Genomic DNA, 22,260 nt, shown 5'->3' with positions numbered 1-22,260 from the left:
TAGATTATGAAAAAATTCATTCTTGCCGCTTCCGTGCTCGTTGCCGTATACTCCTGTAAAAAGCAGGAAAGCGGGAAAGCGGAAAACCGAACGGAAGTAGGCGCTGAAAGCCCGAAATCAAATAATAAGATCGTTACCCTGAATGGCGGGATCACGGAAATCGTAGCCGCTTTGGGCCACGAAAAAGAAATCGTAGGAACTGATGTCACCAGTACCTATCCGGAATCCCTGAAAGCGACAGCCAAAGATCTGGGCCATGTACGGTCGATGACCATTGAGCCGATTATGGCCGTTTCCCCGACGTTGATTTTAGCTTCAGACAAAGACATCAATCCGGCATTGATGGGGAAAATCAAATCGTCCGGAATTAAGACCGAGGTTTTCAAACAGGAATTTACCGTAGACGGAACCAAAAAATTAATCGCCGATGTAGCCAAAACCGTCGGAAGCAATGATTACCAGCGGCTGAACGATAAAATAGATGCCGATCTGAAGCAGATTCAGCCGTTGGCCAAAAAACCAAAAGTCCTGTTTATCTACGCCAGAGGAAACATGCTGATGGTTTCCGGAAAAAATACGCCGATGGCTTCATTGATTGAAATAGCCGGCGGAGAAAATGCCGTTAACGATTTTGAAGATTTCAGGCCTTTGACTCCGGAAGCAGTGGTAAAAGCTAATCCTGACGTCCTGTTCTTCTTCACCAGCGGATTGCAGGGAGCCGGTGGAAACGAAGGCGCTTTAAAGATGCCGGGCGTTTCCCAGACCAATGCCGGAAAAAACAAGAAGATCATCGCGATGGACGGAGGCCTGGTTTCAGGTTTCGGGCCTAGATTGGGAGAAGCTGCTGCAGGATTAAACAAACTTTTAGTTGAGAACACCAAGTAAATTATACGTTTACGTCACCATAAGTGCCCTACTGCTTGCTCTTATAGCCGTATGGTCTCTTAATACCGGGGTTTATGATTTCGGAGGGAAATCTGCTTTTGAAGTATTAGGTAAAATGATCAAAGGTGATCCGGGTTTGCCTTTAAGCGACCGGTATGTCGTATGGGACGTTAGAGCGGCCAGGATTGTAATGGCGATCCTGATCGGAAGCATGCTGGCCGTTTCAGGGACAAGCCTGCAGGGATTGTTTAAAAATCCTCTGGCCACAGGAGATTTAATAGGGCTGACTTCAGGAGCAACGCTGCTTGCCGCCATTACTATCGTTTTAGGAGGGCATTTCAAGCCGTATCTTCCTGAAGCGGTACAGTTTTCACTGGTAGGCATTGCTGCTTTCATCGGTTCCTTTTTATCGATGCTGCTGGTCTACCGGATTTCAACCAGCGGAGGAAAGACCAATGTGGTCATGATGCTGCTGAGCGGAGTTGCGGTTACGGCCATCGGCTTCTCCGTTACCGGTTTCCTGATTTATCTTTCAAAGGACGACCAGCTGAGGGATTTAACGTTCTGGAACCTAGGAAGTCTCGCGGCGGCCACCTGGACAAAGAATATTATTTTAGCTGTTGTTTTAATCTTATCCTATCTCATCCTGCTGCCGAAAGGCAAAGCACTCAATGCCATGATGCTGGGTGAAAGAGATGCCCAGCATCTGGGGATCAATGTAGAACGGCTGAAGAAACAGATTATCCTGATTACGGCACTGATGATCGGAAGCTGTGTGGCATTTTCCGGAACGATCGGGTTTGTAGGACTTATCGTGCCTTATGTTTTACGGCTGCTGTTCAAATCCGATTATGCCTTTATCCTGCCGTTGTCGGCAATTTTCGGAAGTATTCTGTTACTCACTGCCGATACGTTCAGCAGAAGTATTGTAGAACCTTCGGAGCTGCCGATCGGGATTCTCACCGCTTTGATGGGAGGGCCGATCTTTATTGCTATTTTGGTTAAATTTAAAAAATCACTGTCATGATCAGAGCGCATCAGATCAGTTATAAATATAAAGAATTCCACATCCTGGATGCGGTGGATGTTCATCTGGAATACGGTGAATTCCTGGCGATTGTCGGTCCGAATGGCGCCGGGAAATCCAGCCTGCTGAGTATGCTGGCCAATGAAGTGAAATGCAGTCAGCCGGTTGTATTTAAAGATAAAAACATCAACAACTGGCCGGTGCAGGAACTGTCCAGGCACAAGGCCAAATTTTCCCAGCACAACAGCAGCGACATCCCGCTGGAAGTGAAAGATGTGGTGATGATGGGGCGGTATCCGTATTTTGATGCGCAGCCCCGGCAGGAAGACCTTGAAGCCATGAACAACATGATGTACGAAACCGATGTTTATCATCTGAAGGACCGCGAATACAATACCTTGTCGGGCGGGGAAAAGCAACGGGTGCACCTTTCGAGGGTGATGGCCCAGCTGCAGAACGGCATTGCGCATAAGCTGCTTTTCCTGGACGAACCCCTGAATAACCTGGATGTCAAGCATCAGTATAAGACGCTGGAAAGCATCAGGAAATTTACCCGGAAGGCCAATTCTGCGGTAGTCGTGCTTCATGATCTGAATCTCGCGGCGCAGTATGCCGATAAAATATTATTAATGAAATCGGGAAAGACCGTCGCCTACGGAACCCCGGAAGAAGTTTTTACCGCTGAAAACATCAGCAGTGCCTACAACTTTCCGTGCACGATCTGCGAACATCCGGTAACCCGCAACCCTATGATCATTTTTGGATAATGGACCAGGAAAAACTAAAAATATTAGCAAGAAACCTGGCGAATCCCGAAGGCGAAAAAGGCATCGGGACCGGTGAGATGATGAATGCCACCAACATCGGAATGACGCTGGAAAGTATTCAGGCGCTTCTGATCGAAGACAGCGAGCACATCCTCGAAATCGGCCACGGAAACGCAGCCCATGTGAAAAGCATTCTGAACAGGGCCCAAAATATCCGGTACACGGGAATCGATATCTCCGGAACCATGCATCAGGAAGCCCTGAAACTGAATGATGATTTTAAAGATCAGGCGGATTTCCTATTGTACGAAGGCGAAAAACTTCCTTTTGAAGATAAAACGTTTGATAAAATACTTACTGTCAACACCGTCTATTTCTGGAAGCAGCCGGTCGACTATTTAAATGAAATCTACAGGGTCCTGAAAAAAACGGGAACTTTCGTTCTGACGTTCGGACAGAGGGATTTCATGGAGAAGCTGCCGTTTACCCAATTCGGTTTTACCCTTTACAGTACCGATGAAATGGAGGAAACGGTTTCAAAAAGCTGTTTCAAAAGAATGACGGTTTCCGAAAGGGAAGAAGAAATAAAAAGCAAAACAGGAGACGAAACCATAACAAGAAATTACACGATTTTAACCATAAAAAAATAAAATAATGAGCACATTAGTACATGATCTGAAAGAAAAATGGGAAGCTCTTAAAGCTGAAAATCCGCACGTGAGAATAAGGAATGCAGCAGAAGAACTGGGCGTAAGCGAAGCTGAATTGCTGGCAACCGGCGTCGGGGAAGGGGTAACGGTACTGAAACCGGAATTTAAGGATATTCTTACGGAAGTTGAACAGTTGGGAAAAGTAATGGCGCTTACCCGTAACGACGAGTGCGTCCACGAAAGAAAAGGAATTTACCGGAACGGTGATTTCAGCAGTCCGCACGCCCAGCTTTTCGTAGGGGAAGATATCGACCTGAGGATTTTCCTGAACCACTGGAAATTTGCTTTTGCCGTAGCGGAAGGAGACCGGAAGAGTCTGCAGTTCTTCGGAAAGGACGGACTGGCCCTTCATAAAATTTACCTGACCAAAGACAGCAATGAAGCAGCCTTTGATGCATTGGTTGAAAAATTCAGGTCTGATGAGCAGGATACCTCTTTTGAATCTGAAGCGGTGGCTCCGAAAGCGGAAGAAAAACCGGACACTGAAATCGATGTGGAAGGTTTCCGAAATGCATGGAAAGCGTTGAAAGATACCCACGATTTCTTTATGATGACCCGGAAATTCGGCGTGAGCAGAACCCAGGCCCTGAGACTGGCTCCGGAAGGCTTTACCCAAAAAATCGAAAGTTCCAAAGTGGTCAACGTGCTGGAAGACGCTTCGGAAAAAGAACTTCCGATCATGATCTTCGTAGGAAACAGAGGGATTATCCAGATCCACACCGGAAACGTGAAGAAAACCTTATGGCACCAGCAGTGGTTCAACGTGATGGACCCGGACTTCAACTTACACCTTGACGTAACAAAAATAGCAGAAGCCTGGATTGTGAAAAAACCGACGGAAGACGGCGAAGTAACGGCGATTGAAGTATTCAATAAAGAAGGGGACTTTATCGTTCAGTTCTTCGGAAAAAGAAAACCGGGCATCCCTGAGCTGCAGGAATGGAAAGACCTAGTGGCAGGGCTGGAAAAATAAATAGTTAGATTATTTTTTTAAGGCCGTTCTGTTTTTGCAGGGCGGCTTTTTCTTCGGTTAAAACACGGATGTCGCGAAAAGTTTCACAAATGACACGGATGATGCTGATCTGAAATTAAGTTTAAGCCCGTTGTACATGGGCATTGTTTTTATACTCCCGCAGATTTGGCAGATTACGCAGATTTATTTGCCTGATAAATGTAAATATATTATTAAGTTAAATTTAAACAGGTTTTAAAAATTCAGAAGGCTTATCTTTAAAATTATATCGTGATCTTTGTGGTTCCTATTGGTGTCATTTGCATTAAAAAATTATTCAGTATGAAAAATATTCTTATTTCTATATTGTTGGTTGCTTTCTGTTCGCTTCATGCACAGGATTTTAAATCCTATCAGTTTTATGATAAAAAAGGAAATGAAATGCCAACGGAAAAAGTGGTTCATGAACTGGCCGGTTATGACATCGTATTCTTCGGCGAAAACCACAATAGTTCCATCAACCATTGGCTGCAGCTGAAAGTGACCGAAGCTTTGGATCAGGAGAAAAACGGGCAGTTGATCTTGGGCGCGGAAATGTTTGAACGGGACAATCAGCCTCAGTTAAACAAATACCTGAACGGAATATTCGATGCCAAAACCCTGAAAGATTCGGCGAGGTTGTGGAACAATTTTGCCACCGATTACCAGCCGCTGGTTGATTTCGCAAAGGATAAAAAATTACCGTTTATCGCAACCAATGTCCCGAGAAGATATGCTTCCCAGGTTTCAAAAGAAGGACTGGAATCCCTGAATAAACTGCCGGCAAAGGACAAAACCTATATGGCCCGACTGCCGATTAAAGTCACTCTTGAAACGCCCGGTTACCCCGAAATGAAAAAAATGATGGGCGACCATACGGAAGAAATGAAAGTAATGAATTTTATTTCGGCCCAGGCGATCAAGGATGCCACCATGGCAGAATCGATCCTGAAAAACCTTCAGCCCGGAAAGACGTTTATCCATTACAACGGAAATTACCACAGCAAGGAATTCGGCGGGATCTACTGGTATCTCAGACAGAAAAACCCGAACCTGAAAATGGCCGTGATCTCTGTCTTTGAATCTGACGATCCCGAACTGAAAGTACCGGAAAAAGAATACATCCCGACGGATTTTAACCTGGTGATTCCTGCAGATATGACGAAAACGTATTAGACGAGAAGAGCCAGGGAAAAAGTAAAAAGAGCCAGGGAAAAAGTACAAAGAGACACGGAAGAGGTAAAAGGAACAAGTGAATTTTGAGTAAAAGAGGCTGTTTTGAACCGTAACCTATGCTTTGACTCAGATGCAGACTTTATAAGCTGTTGAGATTCCTGCGGAATGACAAACGGGGTGCCGAATTTCTCAGATTTGTTTCGTACATCTTATTAGTTTACATCCTGTCATGTAAATAAACGGCCATCCGGTGGCTGAGCGGAGCCGAAGACACGCTATCATCCGTAAAACCCGATGGAGTTAGTTGGTTAAAATATTAAAAACATCATTTATCTTTGTTCAACAATTGCTCAGCATGAAAAAACTTTATTTTCTATTCATCTTGTTTATCGGTTTCATCAATGCCCAGAAGCTTACGGCTGATGAGGTTTCCCTGATCAATCAGGGCGATATCCGGACGGCTTTGCCGATTTACCAGACCACCGATGAGCATCAACACAAAACCTTGCTGAGTCTTTCTTCGGAAATCAATCCGCTGGATAAAAATACGGCGGTTCTGGTGAGAAGGATGAAGGAGTCTTTACTATCTACGGATGGCGGCGTGGGCATTGCGGCACCGCAGGTCGGGATCAATAGAAAAGTGATCTGGGTGCAGCGTTTCGACAAGCCGGGAGAACCGCTGGAATATTTCATCAATCCCCTGATTACCTGGAAATCCGAAATTCAGAACCTCGGACCTGAAGGTGACCTTTCAATTCCCGATTTCCGGGACCGGTTTTACCGCAGTACGGTCATTCAGCTGGAATATGTTGATCTGAAAGGGCAGAAATATTCGGAGATCGTCGAAGGATTCACCGCCGTGATTTTTCAGCATGAGATCGACCATCTTTCCGGTATCCTGATTATTAATAAAAAGGAAAGGGAATCCAAGGACCGGTATCAGCAGGTAGAGGCTTTTAAAAAAGTGATGTTGTGATAAATTAATATGAATTTGAAGTTGAAACCGGATTAAAAGGCCGGAAGAAGGGTGCCGGATGCCGGAAGTATCTTCAGTCATGGTATTTTAAGAATCCTGAATGTTAAAATGTTTTTTTTTATAAGGCTGAAAACTTTATTAAATTCTCATCATTTTTATTTATTTGGTCTTCTTAAAACGAATTAAATACGATCAAATTTACGTTGTTTTAATATTCTTCTAATTTCTTATTATCTAATTGGTCAATAATTGAATGCTGCTTTAAGCCTATTTAAGAAAGACTTTTTATACCTGTTTTTTAATCTGATTTTTTCTCCCTCTTTATGGTCGATAGGAAGGGCAGGGCTTTTGATACCAAATGGAGATACGATATCATAATGGTTGTAATAATAGTCTTCACTTTTATCGGAATAACGTCTTGCACACAAAAGCTGGATAACGGTTTTGTTCCTGTGAACACATTCCACGGAAATGTTGATCCAAACCGGTATTTTGCCTTTCCTGTACAAAAGCTCTGCAACATCGGTATCCTTTACCATTTCTAGTCTGCGGTCATTATCCTCAGGGTAAATATCAAATCCTTTAAGATTAGGATCGTCACAGGAAACGTTGAGTGAAACGCAATAAATGAAACGTTCGGGAAGATCATCAGCAACATAATTTTTTGCAAATTCGTAACACTCCTTCGTTGATTTTCGTAAGAGATCCAGAAGACAGGTTTTGGTCATGAGGATAATTATTTATTTTGATGGATTATTTGCATTAAAGTTTCATATTTTTTACAACGGGCAGTGACGCGTGAGCAGCTATAACGGAACCTGTTTTATCCGGAACACTATTCAATATAGTACATTTCCATACTAAAAGTTTATAGCTGATAAAGATATGATTAATATCTCCTAATCTCCACACACGAAACACTTTTGATTTTAATCTTCCTGCCTGCTTTCTTCAGCAATCCTGTTTCCGGATTTCTCCTGAACACAACAACAGTACCGGTTCCGGCATTGGTGGCAATTAAAAATTTGCCATCCGGATCCAGATTGAACACCCGCGGGTGTTGTCCTTTGGTAGACCGGTAGCCGACGGTTTTTAAAGTTCCGTCATCCCGGATTGAGAAAATAGCAATATTATTTTCGTTCCCCCGGTTGGAGGCATACAGGAATCTGCCGTCGGGTGAAACGTGTACGTCCGAACCTTCAAAATTTTCTTTGTATTTTTCAGAATGGGTATGGATGCGCTGCAGGCTGTTCAGCTTTCCGTTATCGTACGAATAAACACTTACGGCTCCGCCCATTTCTTCGATGCAGTAGGCAAATTTCCCGTTGGGATGAAAGGTGAGATGTCTCGGCCCGCTTCCCGGAACCGTTGCCGTGAAAGGAATCGCTGCAGGTTGTAGCGGCTGGTCTTTCTCGGTTTCAAACCTGTACGTTCTGATCTTATCCGCTCCCAGATCCGGTAAGAAAATATAGTTGAAATCCGGAGAAAAAACGGTGGAATGGATATGTGCCCGTTCCTGCCTGTTTGGGTCTTCACTCCCTTCGGCAAACTGAAAATTCTGGACATACGGCTGGATTTGCCCGTTCTCAGAAACGGGATACACCGAAACGCTTCCTTCCGTATAATTTCCGTTCACCAGCCATTTTCCGTTTGGGTGGACGGTAAGATAAACAGGGTTTTCGCCGCCGCTTTTCTGCTTGCTTATCAGCGTGAGCGACTTTTTTTCGGGATCAAATGCAAAGCTGCTGACACTTCCGCCGTTTTTCGTTTTGCTTTCCGTGCAGGCGAAAACATATTTTCCATTGGGCGAAACCGTAAGAAAAGAAGGATTGAGCATTCCTGTAAATGAAGTAACTTTCGATAATTTCCCGCTAAGGGTATCCAGTTCATAAACATAGAGTCCTTCCGTATCTTTATCCCGATTGAAAGAACCGAAAAAAGTATAGGTGTGCTGGGCGTGAATCTTGGATAAGCTTATTATAGAAATGATAAGAAAAAGGATTGGTTTCACAAATAGTGTTTTATAATATTGAAATTTCGAGTGGTAAACATACTAATAATTTTAATGGCAAGTATGTTATTAAATTTTTAATTGAGTTTGTAATAAAAAAACAAACATACAACATGTTTTGATCTTTGAATGTGTATAAATTCAATTAAGAGATTTCTACAGATTTTATCTTCATATAAAATATTCCAGTAAATTTGTTATCGTTACTTTATTCTATATTCTATGAAAATCCAGTTTTCCGATATTATTCAAATTATTAAAAATTCCCGCAATAATGCCATTAAGCTGTAAATTCAGAACTGATCAGTCTTTATTGGAATGTTGGAGGTTACATTAGCCAAAAAATAGAAATAAGTGAATGGGACAGTCTATAGTGAAAGAATTATCGGAATTTATCATCACAACAGAGCCTGAAATAAAGGGTTTATCAGATAAGAATTTATGGAGAATGAAGCAATTTTATGAAACATATAAAGATTTTCCAAAACTCTCACCACTGGTGAGAGAAATTAGCTGGAGTCATAATATGGTTATTTTTTCCCGATGTAAAACACAAGAAGAACGTGAGTTTTATTTACAAATAACTAAACAGGAGCATTGTACTAAAAGAGAATTGGAACGTCAGATTTCCGCAAGCTTATTTGAAAGGTCGATGGTCAAGAATTCAGTTAAAACCTCTCCTGTATTAAAAGAAATGGATTCAAAAATTATAAATACCTTTAAAGATACCTATATTTTTGATTTTTTAAACTTGCCGGATTTGCATTCTGAAAATGATCTGCAGAAAGGCTTAATCAAACAAATGAAAGATTTTATTCTGGAGTTAGGAAAAGATTTTTTGTTTGTAGGAGAAGAATACAATGTTCAAGTGGGTTCGTCAGATTTTTACATTGATTTACTTTTTTATCATCGTGGGTTATAATGTTTGGTCGCTTTTGAACTCAAAGCTGATAAATTCAAACCTGAACATTTAGGCAAGCTCAATTTTTATCTTGAAGCATTGGATAGAGATGTAAAGAAAACAAATGAAAACCCAAGCATTGGAATCTTACTATGTAAAGACAAAGATAACGAGGTTGTAGAATATGCCTTAAGTAGAAGTCTTTCTCCTACAATGGTTTCAGAATATAAGACACAGCTTCCTGATAAAAAATTGTTGCAGGAAAAATTACATGATTTATTTATTCACGAAAATGAAGAAAATGATTAATTGATTAAAGCGCTTCTTATACTAGCTATCGGATAATATCTGAAAGTATAATAAGGAATAGATATTAAATACAAAAAATCTGCTTCCTGAAAAGCAGATTTCCTATAATTCAAAAGATATGATCTTAATTATTCGTTACCGAAAGTTTCACTTCGATATTGTTTCGCGTGGCATTGGAGTACGGACAGATTTCATGGGCTTTTTCCGTCAGAGACTGGGCCTCTTCCCGGGAAACGCCGGGAATGTTGACGTCCAGTTGAACTGCCAGTCCGAAGCCGCCGTTATCCAGTTGGCCGATGCTTACCTCTGCGGTTACGGTAGTCTCTCCGGTTTCTGTTTTTGAAAGGGAAATAACTCTGTTTAGCGCACTGTCAAAACAGGCGGAGTATCCTGCAGCGAAGAGCATTTCAGGATTAGTGAAATCATCATTGGCTCCTCCTAGTGCTTTAGGCATTTTTACTTCTAGATCAAGAATTCCGTTTTCGCTTTTTACATGGCCGTTTCTTCCTCCGGTTGCCGTAACTTTTGTAGTGTACAAGGTTTTCATTTATTTTTCTATTTTGTTTAATATTTTCTGAACACTTTCTTTAAGGGCGATCCAGTCTTCGGGAGCAGCATCGATTTTCTTCAGCAGCTTTCCGGGGATTTCGCAGGCTTTCAGCTGCAAAGCTTTCCCGGATTCCGTGATGAATACTTCAACCACCCGTTCGTCCTCTTTTTTCCGTTTCCGCGAGATAAATCCTTTTGCCTCAAGTCTTTTCAGCAGGGGCGTCAGGGTACCGCTGTCCAGATAGAGCTTTTCGCCGATACTGCTTACCGGAAGGCCGTCATGCTCCCAAAGGATCATCATGACCAGGTATTGCGGGTAGGTAATATCCAGCTCATCCAGAAACGGACGGTAAAGCCCTGTCATCTCTTTGGCAATCACGTACAACGGAAAGCAGAGCTGATTATCGAGTTTTAGGCATTCGGGATTTTCCATAATTTCTGAAACTGAAAGTTGAATTTTTTTTACATTTTAATGATAAATTCCTCCATAGGAATTCTTACTTTCTTCATGTGGGAAAGCCAGTCGTTGTTTTCGTCACGGTATCCGATATAAAGAAGACTTACACTTTTTAATCCCAGCTTTCCTAATCCTAAGATCTCATCCACTACTTCATTGCTGAAACCTTCTGCCGGGGTCGTGTCTACTCTGAGTTCGGCTGCCTGTGCCATCGCCAGTCCAAGTGCAATATAGGTCTGTCTGGCCGTGTGGGCAAAATGTTCTTCCGGCGTCTGGGCTCCGTACATCTCCTTGATTTTATCGGTGTAGCTGGAAAAACGTCCTCTCGGCAGATCTCTCACATCCGTATGGTGATCATACACCTTATCGATTTTCTCATCGGAATAGCTGTCCCAGGCGGCAAAAACCAATACGTGGGAAGAATCCCGCATCACTTCAGGGTTCAAGGCGCCCTGAACCATTTTTTCCTTTAATTCCTGATTTTCCACTACGATCACACGGAAAGGCTGCAGTCCGGATGAAGTTGGGGCAAGCCTTGCCGACTCCAGGATTTTATTTAAATCTTCTTCCGATACTTTTTTAGCCGGATCATAAGCTTTCACCGCGTGTCTCCAGTTTAAATCTTCTATTAATGACATGTTGTTAAATTTTTTTTGTTGAATTCTATACTGCAAAGATATTGCCAAATTAAATTGTGTACAATATAATTGGGTTAAGTTTATCTAAATGAATTATTTCCTGTATCTATAAAGTTTAATATTCTTTCAAATAAATATAATATAAACGGCTGAAGGAGGGAAGAACGGAGAGGGGAAAGCCGGATACCGGAAGTATTATTAAATTAACGTGAACTCGAAGAAGAACCGGAGTTAACAGACTCGAAGTTGGAAGTTGGAAGTTGGGTGCCGGAAGTCTCTCCTGCCAAAAAGAGGATCAATGGTGTTAATCATCAAACTAAACATTTTGTCATTCCATCAGAAGAAATTTTTATTTAATCCCAAATAAAACAGCTATCATTTTATCTTTAAACCAAGATCTGATTTATAGTATTTAAAGTTCCGCAGGGACCGCTTGGTTACAGGATAGGATAACATCCTGTCAGATGCGTAAATCTTCCTTTCGTTCTGCCAAAAGGAATTCTATTTAAAGTCCTGACCGAATCAGCCTTAATTTTACTTCTGAATTAAACAATTATCTGAATATGCTGATATGGCAGGATTCACGTTAAATCAAAAGTTCCTGCAAAATACAGGAGCTTCATATTATTTTTAATTAAAATCCACAGCTTGAAACACTTGGTGCCGGGCTTGGGGAGCATCCGGAAAGAGAAGCAAAGGTGGTCAGTACACAGTTGGTATTCATATAATTGTTATCATACAATAACGATCCCGACGGGCTTCTGTAATAGACGTTTCCTGCCGTGTTGGTGTATGATGAAGCAGATGCCGTTCCGCAGCTCGTATTCACACAGGCAGTTCTCCAGGCCGTATCCGTTACGGGGCCGCTGGTAAACAGGGAAGGATCGATGATTCTTTTTTCAACTGTTCCCGAAGCATTTTTATAACTAACCAATATGGCCACATGATATCCCCACGATACACAGCAGGTGCCGGTGGAAGCTTTCAGGTTGCCGTAAACAAACTGTTTTTCGCAGTCGTATCCGGCGTTGAGGAGAATCTGTCTCATCTTGTGGGCTCTGGCATAGCAGCCGTCAACCGCATACCTGAAAGTAATGCACGGAGAAGAGGCGGTGGATGTTCCGCAGGACTGGTTCCTGATCTGGTTGAAAAGACTGGTCAGCGTAGCCTGGTTTGGAATCACACTTACGGCTTTCTGGGTCTCCGTACGGGTTTCCTTAGTCAGCAGCGATTTAAAATAACGGATATCCTCTTCCGTCGGCGCATCAACTTTTACAATTTCATTTGTCTGGGCTCTCAGGAAAACATGGACCGGCGTCTCATTTTTCACAGCCTCGCGGATCATGGAAATGTACCTTGCATTTTCTTCGCTGTCCCGGATTTCAAAATTCTGGGCGGTAAGGATAAAGTTCACCCGGTATTTACCGTTTTCTTTTTCCATTGTTACCGGAACGGTGCTTCCGAAGTTCTGTACATTTTCGTTGAATTCCCTGGCCAGCGCAGGATCCTGGCCGGCGTTTGAATCTGCACAGGCATTGAAGGACACAAAGGTCACCAATGCCATCATGGATAACAGAAGTTGTTTCATCGTTTTATTTTGTTTGGTTAATAGGTAATGAACCGTATAATTAGTTCACTGTTTTGTGATATTAAATGTAATAAAAAAATGAATGGGAAAAATATTTTTATTTAAAAAATAAATGAGGCATCTGATGTGTAACCGGATTCCCTGTCCATTCCTTTTACTTAGAGGGATAGCAGGAGAACCGGAATATGGAAAAGTTTCTGGAACACCGCTTTTTTACCGGATGCAAAAGGATTATTCCTCTACCAGATTGCTGCTTAAAATGATGTTTTTAATTTCCTTTTCAAAATAATAATACAAATCACTGTTTTCATTCATCTGGTTTTCCAGGACAATCAGGCTTACGTCGCTTTCAGGAAAATAGATGTTGAGCGAGGCAAAGCCGTCACCGAGACCCGTATGCCCGAAATAGGAAATCCCGTGATCCTTGGCGATTCTGATATTGTAACCATAGCCCGTTTTCTCTTTCCCGAAAACATCATGCCGGGACATAGCTGACGGAGTCACCATCAACCGGTACATCTCAGGAGGCAGGAGGTTTCCTTTGTGAAGCGCACTGTTCCATGTGGAAAGGTCCTTTGCTGTGGTAACGATCCCGTCCGCAGGCAGATTTTCGTCAGTAATCAAAGATTCCTCAACCGCACTGAATACATTATGGTCAGTCATATGTCCGGTTACCGGTTTTCTGTTTCCGTCTTTCAAATAGAAAAAAGTGTCATTCATCCCTAATTTCAGGAATAGATTTTCTGCCGCTGATTTATAGGACTGTCCCGATACTTTTTCGATGATCTTCCCTAAAAGAATATTGGAAAGATTGCCGTATTTGAAATCCGATCCCGGTTTGAATTCCAGCGGCTTATTGAGATCCGTAATTCCATGGGTGTGGTTCAGGAGCTGATGGACCGTGACCGAATTCGCCCACGGCTGGTTGAGGTTGTGCAGGTATGTTCCAATCGGGGCCTGCAAATCAATCTTTCCTTTTTCAGCTTCTTTCAGCACCAGAACAGCGGTTATCTGCTTTGTGTTCGACATGATTTCAAACGGGTCATTGATCTGCAGCGGAACCGGATTGTAGATGTCCTTAATTCCATAAGCCCTTGAATATTGCACTTTCCCTTTTTTGGCAATCAGGATAACGCCGTTGAAATTTCTTGGGCTTTTAAGACTGATCAGGCTGTCGATCTCAAAAATATATTGTTCCTGTGCAAAGGAATTGACGAAGGATAAAAATAGGAGAAGCCAGAGGCATCTGAAAGTCCGTGTCATTAAGTTTTTATTTAAGCGGCAAAAATAAAATTAATAATTCAATCCTGCCCTAAAAATCAGGGAACGAATAAAAAAATTATCCCGCCATACAGATGACGGGATAAGTTATTGATGAAACAAAAGCGGTTTAAAAAATCACCTGATGTTTTGCTGTTATCGTTACAAATTATTGAATTGCAGTTCCGCTTCAAAAACTTCTTCAAAATGTTTACGGATCTTCGCTTTGAGCTCTTCCATTTCCTCAGCCGTCAGCTCCCTTTCAAGTTCCCTTTTCAGCGAAGTTACCTGTTTGTCTTTGATCCCGCATGGAATGATGTATTCAAAATACCGCATGTCGGTGTTTACATTTAAGGCAAAACCATGCAGGGTTACCCAGCGGGATGCTTTTACCCCCATCGCACAGATTTTCCGGGCATACGGTTTCCCCACATCCAGCCAGACACCGGTTTCACCCGGGGAACGTTCGCCGTTCAGGCCGTATTCGGCGATGGTGCGGATGATGACTTCCTCAAGGTTCCGCATGTATTTGTGGATGTCGGTAAAGAAATTTTCCAGGTCAAGGATCGGATAACCGACAACCTGCCCGTAACCATGGTAGGTAATATCACCGCCACGGTTGACTTTCACAAAGGTGGCATCGATTTCTTTCAGCTTATCGATTCCGGCCAGCATGTTTTCTTCGTGACCGCTTTTCCCAAGCGTATAAACGTGCGGATGCTCCACCAGTAAAAAATGGTTGGGCGTTGCCAGATGCTGCCCGGCAGGAAGATCACGGTTTTTGATTTTGAGATCAATGATGTTCTTCATCAGCGATTCCTGGTAATCCCAGGCCGACTGGTAATCCCGGGTTCCTAAATCTTCAAATGCGACGGTTTTATTCTGAATGGTATTCATATCCTTTTTTGACTGTACAAATTTAGTGATTTTTAACCGTTAATGGAACGGATGAAATCAGCAGCTTTGTTCTTCCAGTCTTCATGCTGCAAAAGGACGTTTACAAACGCAGTCCCGATAATTCCGCCATCTGCTTTTTCGGTCACATTTTCAAAATCTTCCCTGGATTTGATGCCGAAACCGATCATCACCGGATTTTTCAGCGGAAGGGCAGCCAGTCTTGAGAGGTAACTTTCGTTTTTCAGAACCGCATGTTCATTTCCTGTGGTGGATGAAGAACTGACGGCATACAGAAATCCTGAGCTTAAGGAATCCAGGTACATAATTCTTTCATCCGAAGTTTCCGGAGTAACCAGAAAAGTGAAGTTCAGTTGATACTTATTTAAAACGTCACGGTATTTCTTCTCAAATTCGATCGGCGGCAAGTCAGGAATGATTAATCCTGAGACTCCGCTTTCCGAGCATTCCCGGCAGAAATTCTCAAAGCCGAAACTAAGGACGGGATTGATGTACCCCATTAAAATCACCGGAACGGTAATCTGATTTTTTACGGATTTCAGTTGAGTAAACAGTTTTTCAATGGTCATTCCGTTCTGCAGGGCCCGTTCGTGGGCCTGTTGGATGACCGGTCCGTCTGCCACCGGATCGGAGTACGGCATCCCGATTTCCATCATGTCGGCTCCCGAATCCTGGATCAGTCTTATAATATCGGCAGTATCTTCCGGTTGCGGGATTCCTGCGGTGAAGTAGATGTTTAGTTTTTTTTGAGGCTGGAAGCCGTAGGCTGGGTGCTGGATGTTATTATCATTCATAAAATTAAATTAGTTTAAATTTAAATTGATTTATTTTTATTGTGGGTTAATCTTCCGTCTTCCCGCTTCCTTCATCCAGCTTTTTCAAATACGTTTCCATATCCTTATCGCCGCGGCCGCTTAAGCAAATGACCACAATATCATCTTCTTTAAATTCTTTTTTATCCAGAACGGCCAGGGCATGGGCGCTTTCCAGGGCCGGGATGATGCCTTCCAGTCTGGTGAGTTCAAAGGCCGACTGCAATGCCTCCTCATCCGTAATGCTGAAAAATTCAGCGCGTTTCTCCCGGAACAGGTTGGCGTGGAAGGGTCCGATCCCGGGATAATCCAGCCCTGCGGAAATGGAGTGGGGTTCAATGACCTGTCCGTCAGGAGTCTGCATCACCAGGCTTTTGCTGCCGTGTAAAACGCCTAACGTTCCGAGGAAAGTCGTCGCGGCCGACTTCCCGGAATCCACACCGAAACCTCCGGCTTCAGCTGCAATGATTTTCACGTCTTCCTCATTCACAAAATGGTAAAAGGTTCCTGCCGCATTGCTTCCGCCACCGACACAGGCAATCACATAGTCCGGATTTTCCCGGCCGGCCTGCTCCAGAAGCTGTTCTTTGATTTCCTGTGAAATGATGCTCTGGAACCTTGCCACGAGATCCGGGAAAGGGTGCGGGCCAACCACACTTCCGATCACATAATGGGTAGTCACCGGATTGTTGATCCAGTCGCGTAGGGCTTCATTTACCGCATCCTTCAGGGTTTTTGAACCTGAAGTGGCGGGAATAACTTCTGCCCCCAGCATTTTCATCCGTCCTACATTCGGCGCCTGCCGCTGGATATCCACTTCTCCCATATAAACGATGCATTCCAGTCCCAGCAGTGCGCAGGCCGTTGCAGTAGCCACCCCGTGCTGGCCGGCACCGGTCTCCGCAATGATCCTGCTTTTTCCAAGCCGTTTGGCCAGTAAAACCTGTCCCAAAGCATTATTGATCTTATGGGCTCCGGTATGGTTGAGGTCCTCCCGTTTCAGGTATATTTTAGTGTGGTATTTCCGGCTTAAATTCCCCGAAAAATACAAAGGGGTCGCACGGCCAACATAATTTTTCAGAAGCTCCTGGTATTCCTGCCGGAACTCCTCCGATTCAATAATGTCGATGTAACTTTTCTGCAGTTCTTCAACATTCGGGTATAGCATCTCAGGGATAAATGCCCCTCCGAATTCTCCGTAATATCCGTTTTCATCCGGGTTTTTATAATTCATTTTGTATATTTTAATTTAATTGTTTGTGAGTCCCAAAGGGACGATTTAATTCAGGATCGGATGCAGTCCGGTTTTTTATCGCCCACACATTACCGTCATCATCCGTTTCATATTTTTTCCATTGTCCGTCAATACATCTTTTTTTTCTAATTTGGTATAAATCGGACTGCATCCGATTCTGTTCTAAGCCGTCCCTTCGGGACTTTACGTGATTTTCCAGATTTGGATATGAAGTTGTATTTTTGTGTCGATTTCATTTTATCTGTATCACTCCCATATATATTTTTCGTCATAATCCAATTTATGTTTCTGCAGAATCGCAATCAGTTCATCCTTGTAATGAGCGTGTTTGTGATGTTGCCTTTGGTTTTTAATGTAATGAATAACCGGATATACATTTTCTTTACTTACAGAAAACGCACCATAGCCGTCCTGCCAGAAAAAGGTTTTATATTTTTTACCTTTTGTTTTTATCCATTTTGAGGAATGAGCTTTAATTTCCTGCACCAGTTTCATCAATGCGATTTTCTTCTACAGCGAACAGAGAATATGAATGTGGTTATCGGTCCCTCCGATATGTAAAGCAATGCTTCCGAAATCTTTACATAATGCAGCGATATAAGAAAATAGCTCTTGTTCAACGTTTTCATCAATAAAATCTTCCCGGTTTTTCGTACTGAAAACAATATGGACATAATTTTTGACTAATGATTGTGACATTTTTTGTGTTTTTTGGTTTAATGTTGGTAACGTAAACCGGATTTTATCCGATTCTATTGTAAGCCGTCCCTCCAGAACTTTCTTTTTCTGATGCTATTTTTAAATATACTTGCTTCATTTTTATTAAAACTAAGAAGTTTGACAGTAAAGTCCCAAAGGGACGGTTTAATTCAGGATCGGATGCAGTCCGGTTTTTATCGCCCATCCATTACCGTCATTATCCATTTCATATTTTTCCGTTGTTCATCAATACATCATCTGTTTTCCAATCTGGTATAAACCGGATTTTATCCGATTCTGTTGTAAGCCGTCCCTTCGGGACTTTTTATCTGATCTTCTTTTCGAAATTTATTATCTTTCCGACGTCTTTAATCCCCGGTTCGATTTCAAATTTCGAATTGATATCAATTGCAAAAGGTTTTTGATGCAGCATTGCAGTATTGTTAATATTGTCTTCCGAAATCCCGCCGCTTAAAAAATAGGGAAGGGGGATCTTTATTTTGTTCAGCAGATTCCAGTCAAATGTTTTCCCTGTTCCGCCGAATGCTTGGGAATCGGTATCAAAGAGCAGGTAGTCGACCATTAACCCATTATCGTTGATTATTCTCTGTAGTTCATCCGGTGTCTGTTTTCCTATTCTAATGACTTTAATAATTCCGGTTTCAGGGTTGATCATTTTTCTCAGTTCAGCAATGAAATCTTTATCTTCATCGCCGTGCAGCTGAATAAAATCCAGTTTTGCCTGATCTGCCGTTTCTGCAAGTTTTTCCAGAGTTGCGTTAACAAAAACCCCGACCTTTGCCTGATGGCCGATCATTGAAATTTCTTCCAACGTCAGATGATTCAGCACATACCGTGGTGATTTTTCATAAAAAATAAAGCCCAGAAAATCAGTGTTTATCAAAATCAGTTCCTGAATCTGCCCGATGCGGGTCAATCCGCAAACTTTGAGCTTCGGCTGATGGCTGATGGCTGATGGCTTTTGGCTTTCTATCATTGTTATATTGGTAAATTGTTATATAGTTACATTGGAAATAAATTCTTTGAATTTATTTCCAGGGTTTTCGTCTTTCATAAAATATTCACCCATCAAAAATCCGTCGAAGCCTTTTTTCTTCAGGTATATAAAATCTTCCTCACTATAGATACCGCTTTCAGCAACGGATAAAATGCCTTCGGGCAGCCTGTTTTTAAGATCAACGGAATGCCGTAAATCCACTTTGAAATCTTTCAGGTTCCTGTTGTTGATGCCCGCGAGATCAACATCCGGGTTAATATGCTTCAATTCTTCTTCCGAATGGATCTCAAGCAATACTTCCAGCCCGAGTTCATGGGAAAGTGCCGTAAATTCCTGAACCTGCTGAGGGGAAAGACAGGCCGCAATCAATAAAATGACATCGGCACCGATGGATTTGGCTTCATAGAACTGGTATTCGTCTACCATAAAATCCTTTCTCAAAACAGGAATTTGGATGTGGTTCCTGATGCTTAAAATATCACTGAAACTGCCGCCGAAAAAATCCCGGTCCGTCAGCACCGAAACTGCGCTGGCTCCAGACTGTTCATAAGCTGAAACCACATCCAGCGGCGGGACTTTGTTATTGATGACTCCTTTGGACGGGGATTGCCTCTTAAATTCAGCAATAATTCCGCTTTTGGTTTTTAAAGTTTCTTTTAATGAAAAACTTTTTCTCCCGAAAAATTCCGAATCTTTGAGCTGCTGAACGGAAACCTTTGATTTTGAAAAGGCCAGTTCTTCTTTCTTCCTATGGATGATTGTATCTAAAATATTCATAACCGGTCATTTATTCATTCAACAAACATTTCAGGCTTTGTAAGGCCTTTCCGCTGTATAAACTGTCTTTCGCCCTGGAAAGGCAGTCTTCATAGCTTCCGGATTTACCGGTAGAGAATAAGGCCACTGCTGCGTTGGCCAGTACCACGGAATTCTGTTCGTCCGTTCCTTTTCCTTCAAGGATATTCCTGAATATCTTTGCCGTTTCTTCCGGCGTACCGGCTGCCTGAATGCTTTCGGGTGTCACGGCGGTAAAACCCAGATCCTCTGTTGTGTAAACAGATTCGCCTTTTTTACTGACGATCTTGCTGTCATCCGTCAGGCTGATCTCATCATAGCCGTCCATCCCGTGAACAAGGGTAAACTCACGATTGTCTTTCTGCAGGAGGTACTGGTAAATCCTTGCGATCTCCAGGTTATAAACGCCGATTACCGAAAACTGCGGTTTTACAGGATTCACCAGCGGACCGAGGAGATTGAAAAAAGTTCTCAGTCCCAATGATTTCCTCAGGGCGCCGACCGATTGCAGGGCCGGATGAAAATACGGAGCGTGCAAAAAGCAGATATTGGCCTTGTCCAGCTCTTCCTGAAGTTCTTCAGAGCTGTTTTTAAATTCATAACCCAGCGCTTCCAGCACATTGGACGATCCCGTGATGGTGGAAGCCCCGTAATTGCCGTGTTTGGTTACCTTCTGTCCGGCGCCGGCCACCACAAAGCTTGCCAGGGTGGAAATGTTGATGGTGTTTTTCCCGTCACCGCCGGTCCCTACGATATCAATGGCATCTCCAGCCTCAATATTCACCGGAACGGCCATCTGTAAAAGGGCATCACGGAAACCTTCCAGTTCCGGCAGGGTAATATTCCGCATCAGGAAAACGGTTACAAAGGCCGTTACTTCCGTAGCGTTGAATTTATTCTGTGCAATTTCAATCATGATCGCCTTCGCCTGCGATTTGGACAGTGTATGGTGATTAAAAAGGTATTGAAGGATTTCTTTCATCTGAGGTTTCTTTTTATCGTTTTATGTATCATTTTTTACTTCGAATTTAATAGACACTCTACTGATTCATAATGCAATCGATTTGCTAATCGGATTAAAAGATCATTATTTCCTAAGCTTAAATTTATATTTCTGCCGTAATAAAAAGCACCATATAAATCAACATCTGTTCTTTGTATTTCAAATAAATGAAGATAAAGTTCTATTCTTTCATTTACTTTAAAATCCTTTAAATCATTTGAATTTAAGGTTTGGGTAAACAATTCAATTTGATGTGCAGTCCAGTTAGAAATATCAGTCTTTATTTTTTCAAAAATATTAGCACTGCAGTTTTTTATGATATACATTAAATCATTAGTACCATGATCTTCATTCCACCAGTCGCTGTCAAAATTTTCATATTCAAGTATATAACCATAAATTTCCAACAGTTCAGGATCTTCACTTTCGGTTTTGTTACTTATATTTAAACTGAATACTTTATCAAATTCTTGTTTTGTCATTTAATTACTTAAAAAATTTCGGATAATGACTTCCCCTTTCGGAGTCAAAATACTTTCAGGGTGAAACTGGACCCCGTGTACATCATAAGTTTTATGCTGCAGAGCCATGATCATGCCGTCTTTGTCCACGGCGGTGATTTCCAGTTCTTCCGGTAGGTCCTCACGATTTACGACCCAGCTGTGGTATCTTCCGACCTCAATCCCACTGGAAAGGTTCCTGAAAATTTTCGTATCATCTTTTATAACATCTGCCGGCGTAGCAACCCCGTGATAGATTTCAGTGAGGTTGATCAAACTTCCGCCGAACGCTTCTGCAATCGCCTGCTGGCCGAGACATACCCCCAGGATACTTTTGGTAGGGGCATAGGCTCTGATCACGTCCAGCAAAATTCCCGCTTCCTCAGGAATTCCGGGACCGGGAGAAAGCACGATTTTATCGTATCGATCGATTTCAGCCAGGGGAATCCGGTCATTTTTTACCACATCCACTTTGGTATCCAGAATCCTTTCGATCATCTGAACGAGGTTATAGGTAAAGCTGTCGTAATTATCGAATACCAGGACTTTGAGCGATGGTTGATGGGTGGTGGCTGATGGGTTGTGGCTTAGTGTTGATGGTTCTATGTGTTTCATTTTATTTTTTTCTGTAATAATTAATAAATCCGTTCAATAATTTTTTGCAGAGAATCGTCTGATTTAACAATTCTGTAAATTGCTTTTCATTTATATAGCTTTGATCATAAGATAAATATAGCTGGGTCTCCAACTCATACAATGAACCTCTTGCGATAAACAGAAATTGTATTGTTGCTTTCGCTGTATTTCTCCCGCATCCTTCAGCTATATTGGAAGGAATAGATACCGCTGCTCTTCTGATCTGATTGGTTAAACCGAATATTTCTTCCTTCGGATAATTTTTAGTTGAATCGTATATACTTTTAGTAAGCTCTCTTGATGCAACCCATACATCTAAATTTGTGTACTCCATAATTTGTGTTTTATAATTTTTTAATAAATATTTTAACTAATAACTAAT

Annotated in this window: 23 protein-coding genes and 2 pseudogenes; 8 read left to right on the top strand and 17 right to left on the bottom strand. The window is 42.3% G+C overall.

The window, feature by feature from the left end; translation table 11 throughout:
- Positions 1-6 precede the first annotated feature (6 nt).
- The 7 genes from CHA01nite_RS17700 (at position 7) to CHA01nite_RS17670 (ending at position 6,532) form a co-directional block, all read left to right on the top strand.
- Positions 7-885: a heme/hemin ABC transporter substrate-binding protein gene (locus tag CHA01nite_RS17700; protein ID WP_146943829.1), complete on the top strand. Its 879-nt coding sequence runs from the start codon at positions 7-9 to the stop codon at positions 883-885.
- Positions 869-1,912, top strand: coding sequence for a FecCD family ABC transporter permease (locus tag CHA01nite_RS17695; RefSeq protein ID WP_146943827.1), 1,044 nt, complete (start codon positions 869-871; stop codon positions 1,910-1,912). The genes CHA01nite_RS17700 and CHA01nite_RS17695 overlap by 17 nt, the downstream gene beginning before the upstream one ends.
- Complete coding sequence (locus CHA01nite_RS17690) at positions 1,909-2,679, top strand: heme ABC transporter ATP-binding protein (protein ID WP_146943825.1); 771 nt, start codon at positions 1,909-1,911, stop codon at positions 2,677-2,679. Before CHA01nite_RS17695 ends, CHA01nite_RS17690 begins: the two co-directional genes overlap by 4 nt.
- The gene (locus tag CHA01nite_RS17685) at positions 2,679-3,329 is read left to right on the top strand and encodes a class I SAM-dependent methyltransferase (protein WP_146943823.1); all 651 of its coding nucleotides are present in this window, start codon (positions 2,679-2,681) and stop codon (positions 3,327-3,329) included. The genes CHA01nite_RS17690 and CHA01nite_RS17685 overlap by 1 nt, the downstream gene beginning before the upstream one ends.
- Positions 3,330-3,333: 4 nt before the next feature.
- Entirely contained in the window at positions 3,334-4,362 is a 1,029-nt protein-coding gene (locus tag CHA01nite_RS17680; protein WP_146943821.1) for a hemin-degrading factor, read from the top strand.
- 321 nt (positions 4,363-4,683) lie between these two features.
- On the top strand, positions 4,684-5,556 hold the full coding sequence (locus CHA01nite_RS17675; RefSeq protein WP_146943819.1) for a ChaN family lipoprotein: 873 nt from the start codon (positions 4,684-4,686) through the stop codon (positions 5,554-5,556).
- A gap of 355 nt (positions 5,557-5,911) precedes the next feature.
- Complete coding sequence (locus CHA01nite_RS17670; protein ID WP_146943817.1) at positions 5,912-6,532, top strand: peptide deformylase; 621 nt, start codon at positions 5,912-5,914, stop codon at positions 6,530-6,532.
- Between the two features lie 242 nt (positions 6,533-6,774).
- Here the strand turns inward: CHA01nite_RS17670 and CHA01nite_RS17665 are convergent, their stop codons facing one another.
- Together CHA01nite_RS17665 and CHA01nite_RS17660 are read right to left on the bottom strand one after the other, a co-directional pair.
- The gene (locus tag CHA01nite_RS17665; protein ID WP_146943815.1) at positions 6,775-7,260 is read right to left on the bottom strand and encodes a hypothetical protein; all 486 of its coding nucleotides are present in this window, start codon (positions 7,258-7,260) and stop codon (positions 6,775-6,777) included.
- Positions 7,261-7,421: 161 nt separating this feature from the next.
- Positions 7,422-8,543 carry a lactonase family protein gene (locus tag CHA01nite_RS17660; RefSeq protein ID WP_146943813.1) on the bottom strand — a complete coding sequence of 374 codons (1,122 nt, stop codon included), beginning with the start codon at positions 8,541-8,543 and terminating at the stop codon, positions 7,422-7,424.
- A 358-nt stretch (positions 8,544-8,901) separates the two neighbouring features.
- Between CHA01nite_RS17660 and CHA01nite_RS17655 the strand changes: the two are divergent.
- Positions 8,902-9,753: pseudogene (locus CHA01nite_RS17655) on the top strand (PDDEXK nuclease domain-containing protein).
- 124 nt (positions 9,754-9,877) lie between these two features.
- Here CHA01nite_RS17655 and CHA01nite_RS17650 read toward each other — a convergent pair.
- From CHA01nite_RS17650 to CHA01nite_RS17575, 15 genes and pseudogenes are all read right to left on the bottom strand, one after another.
- On the bottom strand, positions 9,878-10,300 hold the full coding sequence (locus tag CHA01nite_RS17650) for an organic hydroperoxide resistance protein (RefSeq protein WP_146943811.1): 423 nt from the start codon (positions 10,298-10,300) through the stop codon (positions 9,878-9,880).
- A complete protein-coding gene (locus CHA01nite_RS17645; protein WP_146943809.1) occupies positions 10,301-10,735 on the bottom strand; it encodes a MarR family winged helix-turn-helix transcriptional regulator in 435 nt (144 codons plus the stop codon).
- 29 nt (positions 10,736-10,764) lie between these two features.
- Positions 10,765-11,397 carry an NAD(P)H-dependent oxidoreductase gene (locus CHA01nite_RS17640; RefSeq protein ID WP_146943807.1) on the bottom strand — a complete coding sequence of 211 codons (633 nt, stop codon included), beginning with the start codon at positions 11,395-11,397 and terminating at the stop codon, positions 10,765-10,767.
- 634 nt (positions 11,398-12,031) lie between these two features.
- Complete coding sequence (locus tag CHA01nite_RS17635) at positions 12,032-12,985, bottom strand: protein-glutamine glutaminase (RefSeq protein WP_146943805.1); 954 nt, start codon at positions 12,983-12,985, stop codon at positions 12,032-12,034.
- A gap of 231 nt (positions 12,986-13,216) precedes the next feature.
- Positions 13,217-14,248, bottom strand: coding sequence for a serine hydrolase domain-containing protein (locus CHA01nite_RS17630; RefSeq protein WP_146943803.1), 1,032 nt, complete (start codon positions 14,246-14,248; stop codon positions 13,217-13,219).
- 159 nt (positions 14,249-14,407) lie between these two features.
- Positions 14,408-15,142 (bottom strand): lipoyl(octanoyl) transferase LipB, encoded by a 735-nt coding sequence (lipB, locus tag CHA01nite_RS17625; protein WP_146943801.1) that lies wholly within the window; start codon positions 15,140-15,142, stop codon positions 14,408-14,410.
- 32 nt (positions 15,143-15,174) lie between these two features.
- Positions 15,175-15,954 (bottom strand): tryptophan synthase subunit alpha, encoded by a 780-nt coding sequence (gene trpA, locus CHA01nite_RS17620; RefSeq protein ID WP_146943799.1) that lies wholly within the window; start codon positions 15,952-15,954, stop codon positions 15,175-15,177.
- A gap of 46 nt (positions 15,955-16,000) precedes the next feature.
- Positions 16,001-17,206 carry a tryptophan synthase subunit beta gene (gene trpB / locus CHA01nite_RS17615; RefSeq protein WP_146943797.1) on the bottom strand — a complete coding sequence of 402 codons (1,206 nt, stop codon included), beginning with the start codon at positions 17,204-17,206 and terminating at the stop codon, positions 16,001-16,003.
- 267 nt (positions 17,207-17,473) lie between these two features.
- Positions 17,474-17,926 (bottom strand): annotated as a pseudogene (gene tnpA / locus CHA01nite_RS20880) (IS200/IS605 family transposase).
- Positions 17,927-18,251: 325 nt separating this feature from the next.
- Positions 18,252-18,923 (bottom strand): phosphoribosylanthranilate isomerase, encoded by a 672-nt coding sequence (locus CHA01nite_RS17600; RefSeq protein ID WP_228458447.1) that lies wholly within the window; start codon positions 18,921-18,923, stop codon positions 18,252-18,254.
- A gap of 18 nt (positions 18,924-18,941) precedes the next feature.
- Positions 18,942-19,721 carry an indole-3-glycerol phosphate synthase TrpC gene (trpC, locus tag CHA01nite_RS17595; protein WP_146943791.1) on the bottom strand — a complete coding sequence of 260 codons (780 nt, stop codon included), beginning with the start codon at positions 19,719-19,721 and terminating at the stop codon, positions 18,942-18,944.
- 10 nt (positions 19,722-19,731) lie between these two features.
- Positions 19,732-20,721 carry an anthranilate phosphoribosyltransferase gene (gene trpD, locus CHA01nite_RS17590; RefSeq protein WP_146943789.1) on the bottom strand — a complete coding sequence of 330 codons (990 nt, stop codon included), beginning with the start codon at positions 20,719-20,721 and terminating at the stop codon, positions 19,732-19,734.
- 35 nt (positions 20,722-20,756) lie between these two features.
- Positions 20,757-21,224, bottom strand: coding sequence for a hypothetical protein (locus tag CHA01nite_RS17585; protein ID WP_146943787.1), 468 nt, complete (start codon positions 21,222-21,224; stop codon positions 20,757-20,759).
- Positions 21,225-21,857: an anthranilate synthase component II gene (locus CHA01nite_RS17580; protein ID WP_146943785.1), complete on the bottom strand. Its 633-nt coding sequence runs from the start codon at positions 21,855-21,857 to the stop codon at positions 21,225-21,227.
- A gap of 1 nt (position 21,858) precedes the next feature.
- Positions 21,859-22,212: a four helix bundle protein gene (locus CHA01nite_RS17575; protein WP_146943783.1), complete on the bottom strand. Its 354-nt coding sequence runs from the start codon at positions 22,210-22,212 to the stop codon at positions 21,859-21,861.
- Between the last annotated feature and the right edge of the window lie 48 nt (positions 22,213-22,260).

Source organism: Chryseobacterium hagamense (assembly GCF_007991455.1).
GTDB lineage: Bacteria > Bacteroidota > Bacteroidia > Flavobacteriales > Weeksellaceae > Chryseobacterium > Chryseobacterium hagamense.
Note: the sequence above shows the minus strand (reverse complement) of the source record. Positions and strands in the feature narration are given on the sequence as shown.

Excerpts from the sequence above, each read along its gene's own strand:
- CHA01nite_RS17700 (WP_146943829.1), top strand. The coding sequence starts at position 7 with ATGAAAAAATTCATTCTTGCCGCTTCCGTGCTCGTTGCCGTATACTCC.
- CHA01nite_RS17690 (WP_146943825.1), top strand. The coding sequence starts at position 1,909 with ATGATCAGAGCGCATCAGATCAGTTATAAATATAAAGAATTCCACATC.
- CHA01nite_RS17685 (WP_146943823.1), top strand. The coding sequence starts at position 2,679 with ATGGACCAGGAAAAACTAAAAATATTAGCAAGAAACCTGGCGAATCCC.
- CHA01nite_RS17680 (WP_146943821.1), top strand. The coding sequence starts at position 3,334 with ATGAGCACATTAGTACATGATCTGAAAGAAAAATGGGAAGCTCTTAAA.
- CHA01nite_RS17675 (WP_146943819.1), top strand. The coding sequence starts at position 4,684 with ATGAAAAATATTCTTATTTCTATATTGTTGGTTGCTTTCTGTTCGCTT.
- CHA01nite_RS17670 (WP_146943817.1), top strand. The coding sequence starts at position 5,912 with ATGAAAAAACTTTATTTTCTATTCATCTTGTTTATCGGTTTCATCAAT.
- CHA01nite_RS17665 (WP_146943815.1), bottom strand. The coding sequence starts at position 7,260 with ATGACCAAAACCTGTCTTCTGGATCTCTTACGAAAATCAACGAAGGAG.
- CHA01nite_RS17650 (WP_146943811.1), bottom strand. The coding sequence starts at position 10,300 with ATGAAAACCTTGTACACTACAAAAGTTACGGCAACCGGAGGAAGAAAC.
- CHA01nite_RS17645 (WP_146943809.1), bottom strand. The coding sequence starts at position 10,735 with ATGGAAAATCCCGAATGCCTAAAACTCGATAATCAGCTCTGCTTTCCG.
- CHA01nite_RS17640 (WP_146943807.1), bottom strand. The coding sequence starts at position 11,397 with ATGTCATTAATAGAAGATTTAAACTGGAGACACGCGGTGAAAGCTTAT.
- CHA01nite_RS17635 (WP_146943805.1), bottom strand. The coding sequence starts at position 12,985 with ATGAAACAACTTCTGTTATCCATGATGGCATTGGTGACCTTTGTGTCC.
- CHA01nite_RS17630 (WP_146943803.1), bottom strand. The coding sequence starts at position 14,248 with ATGACACGGACTTTCAGATGCCTCTGGCTTCTCCTATTTTTATCCTTC.
- lipB (WP_146943801.1), bottom strand. The coding sequence starts at position 15,142 with ATGAATACCATTCAGAATAAAACCGTCGCATTTGAAGATTTAGGAACC.
- trpA (WP_146943799.1), bottom strand. The coding sequence starts at position 15,954 with ATGAATGATAATAACATCCAGCACCCAGCCTACGGCTTCCAGCCTCAA.
- trpB (WP_146943797.1), bottom strand. The coding sequence starts at position 17,206 with ATGAATTATAAAAACCCGGATGAAAACGGATATTACGGAGAATTCGGA.
- CHA01nite_RS17600 (WP_228458447.1), bottom strand. The coding sequence starts at position 18,923 with ATGATAGAAAGCCAAAAGCCATCAGCCATCAGCCATCAGCCGAAGCTC.
- trpC (WP_146943791.1), bottom strand. The coding sequence starts at position 19,721 with ATGAATATTTTAGATACAATCATCCATAGGAAGAAAGAAGAACTGGCC.
- trpD (WP_146943789.1), bottom strand. The coding sequence starts at position 20,721 with ATGAAAGAAATCCTTCAATACCTTTTTAATCACCATACACTGTCCAAA.
- CHA01nite_RS17585 (WP_146943787.1), bottom strand. The coding sequence starts at position 21,224 with ATGACAAAACAAGAATTTGATAAAGTATTCAGTTTAAATATAAGTAAC.
- CHA01nite_RS17580 (WP_146943785.1), bottom strand. The coding sequence starts at position 21,857 with ATGAAACACATAGAACCATCAACACTAAGCCACAACCCATCAGCCACC.
- CHA01nite_RS17575 (WP_146943783.1), bottom strand. The coding sequence starts at position 22,212 with ATGGAGTACACAAATTTAGATGTATGGGTTGCATCAAGAGAGCTTACT.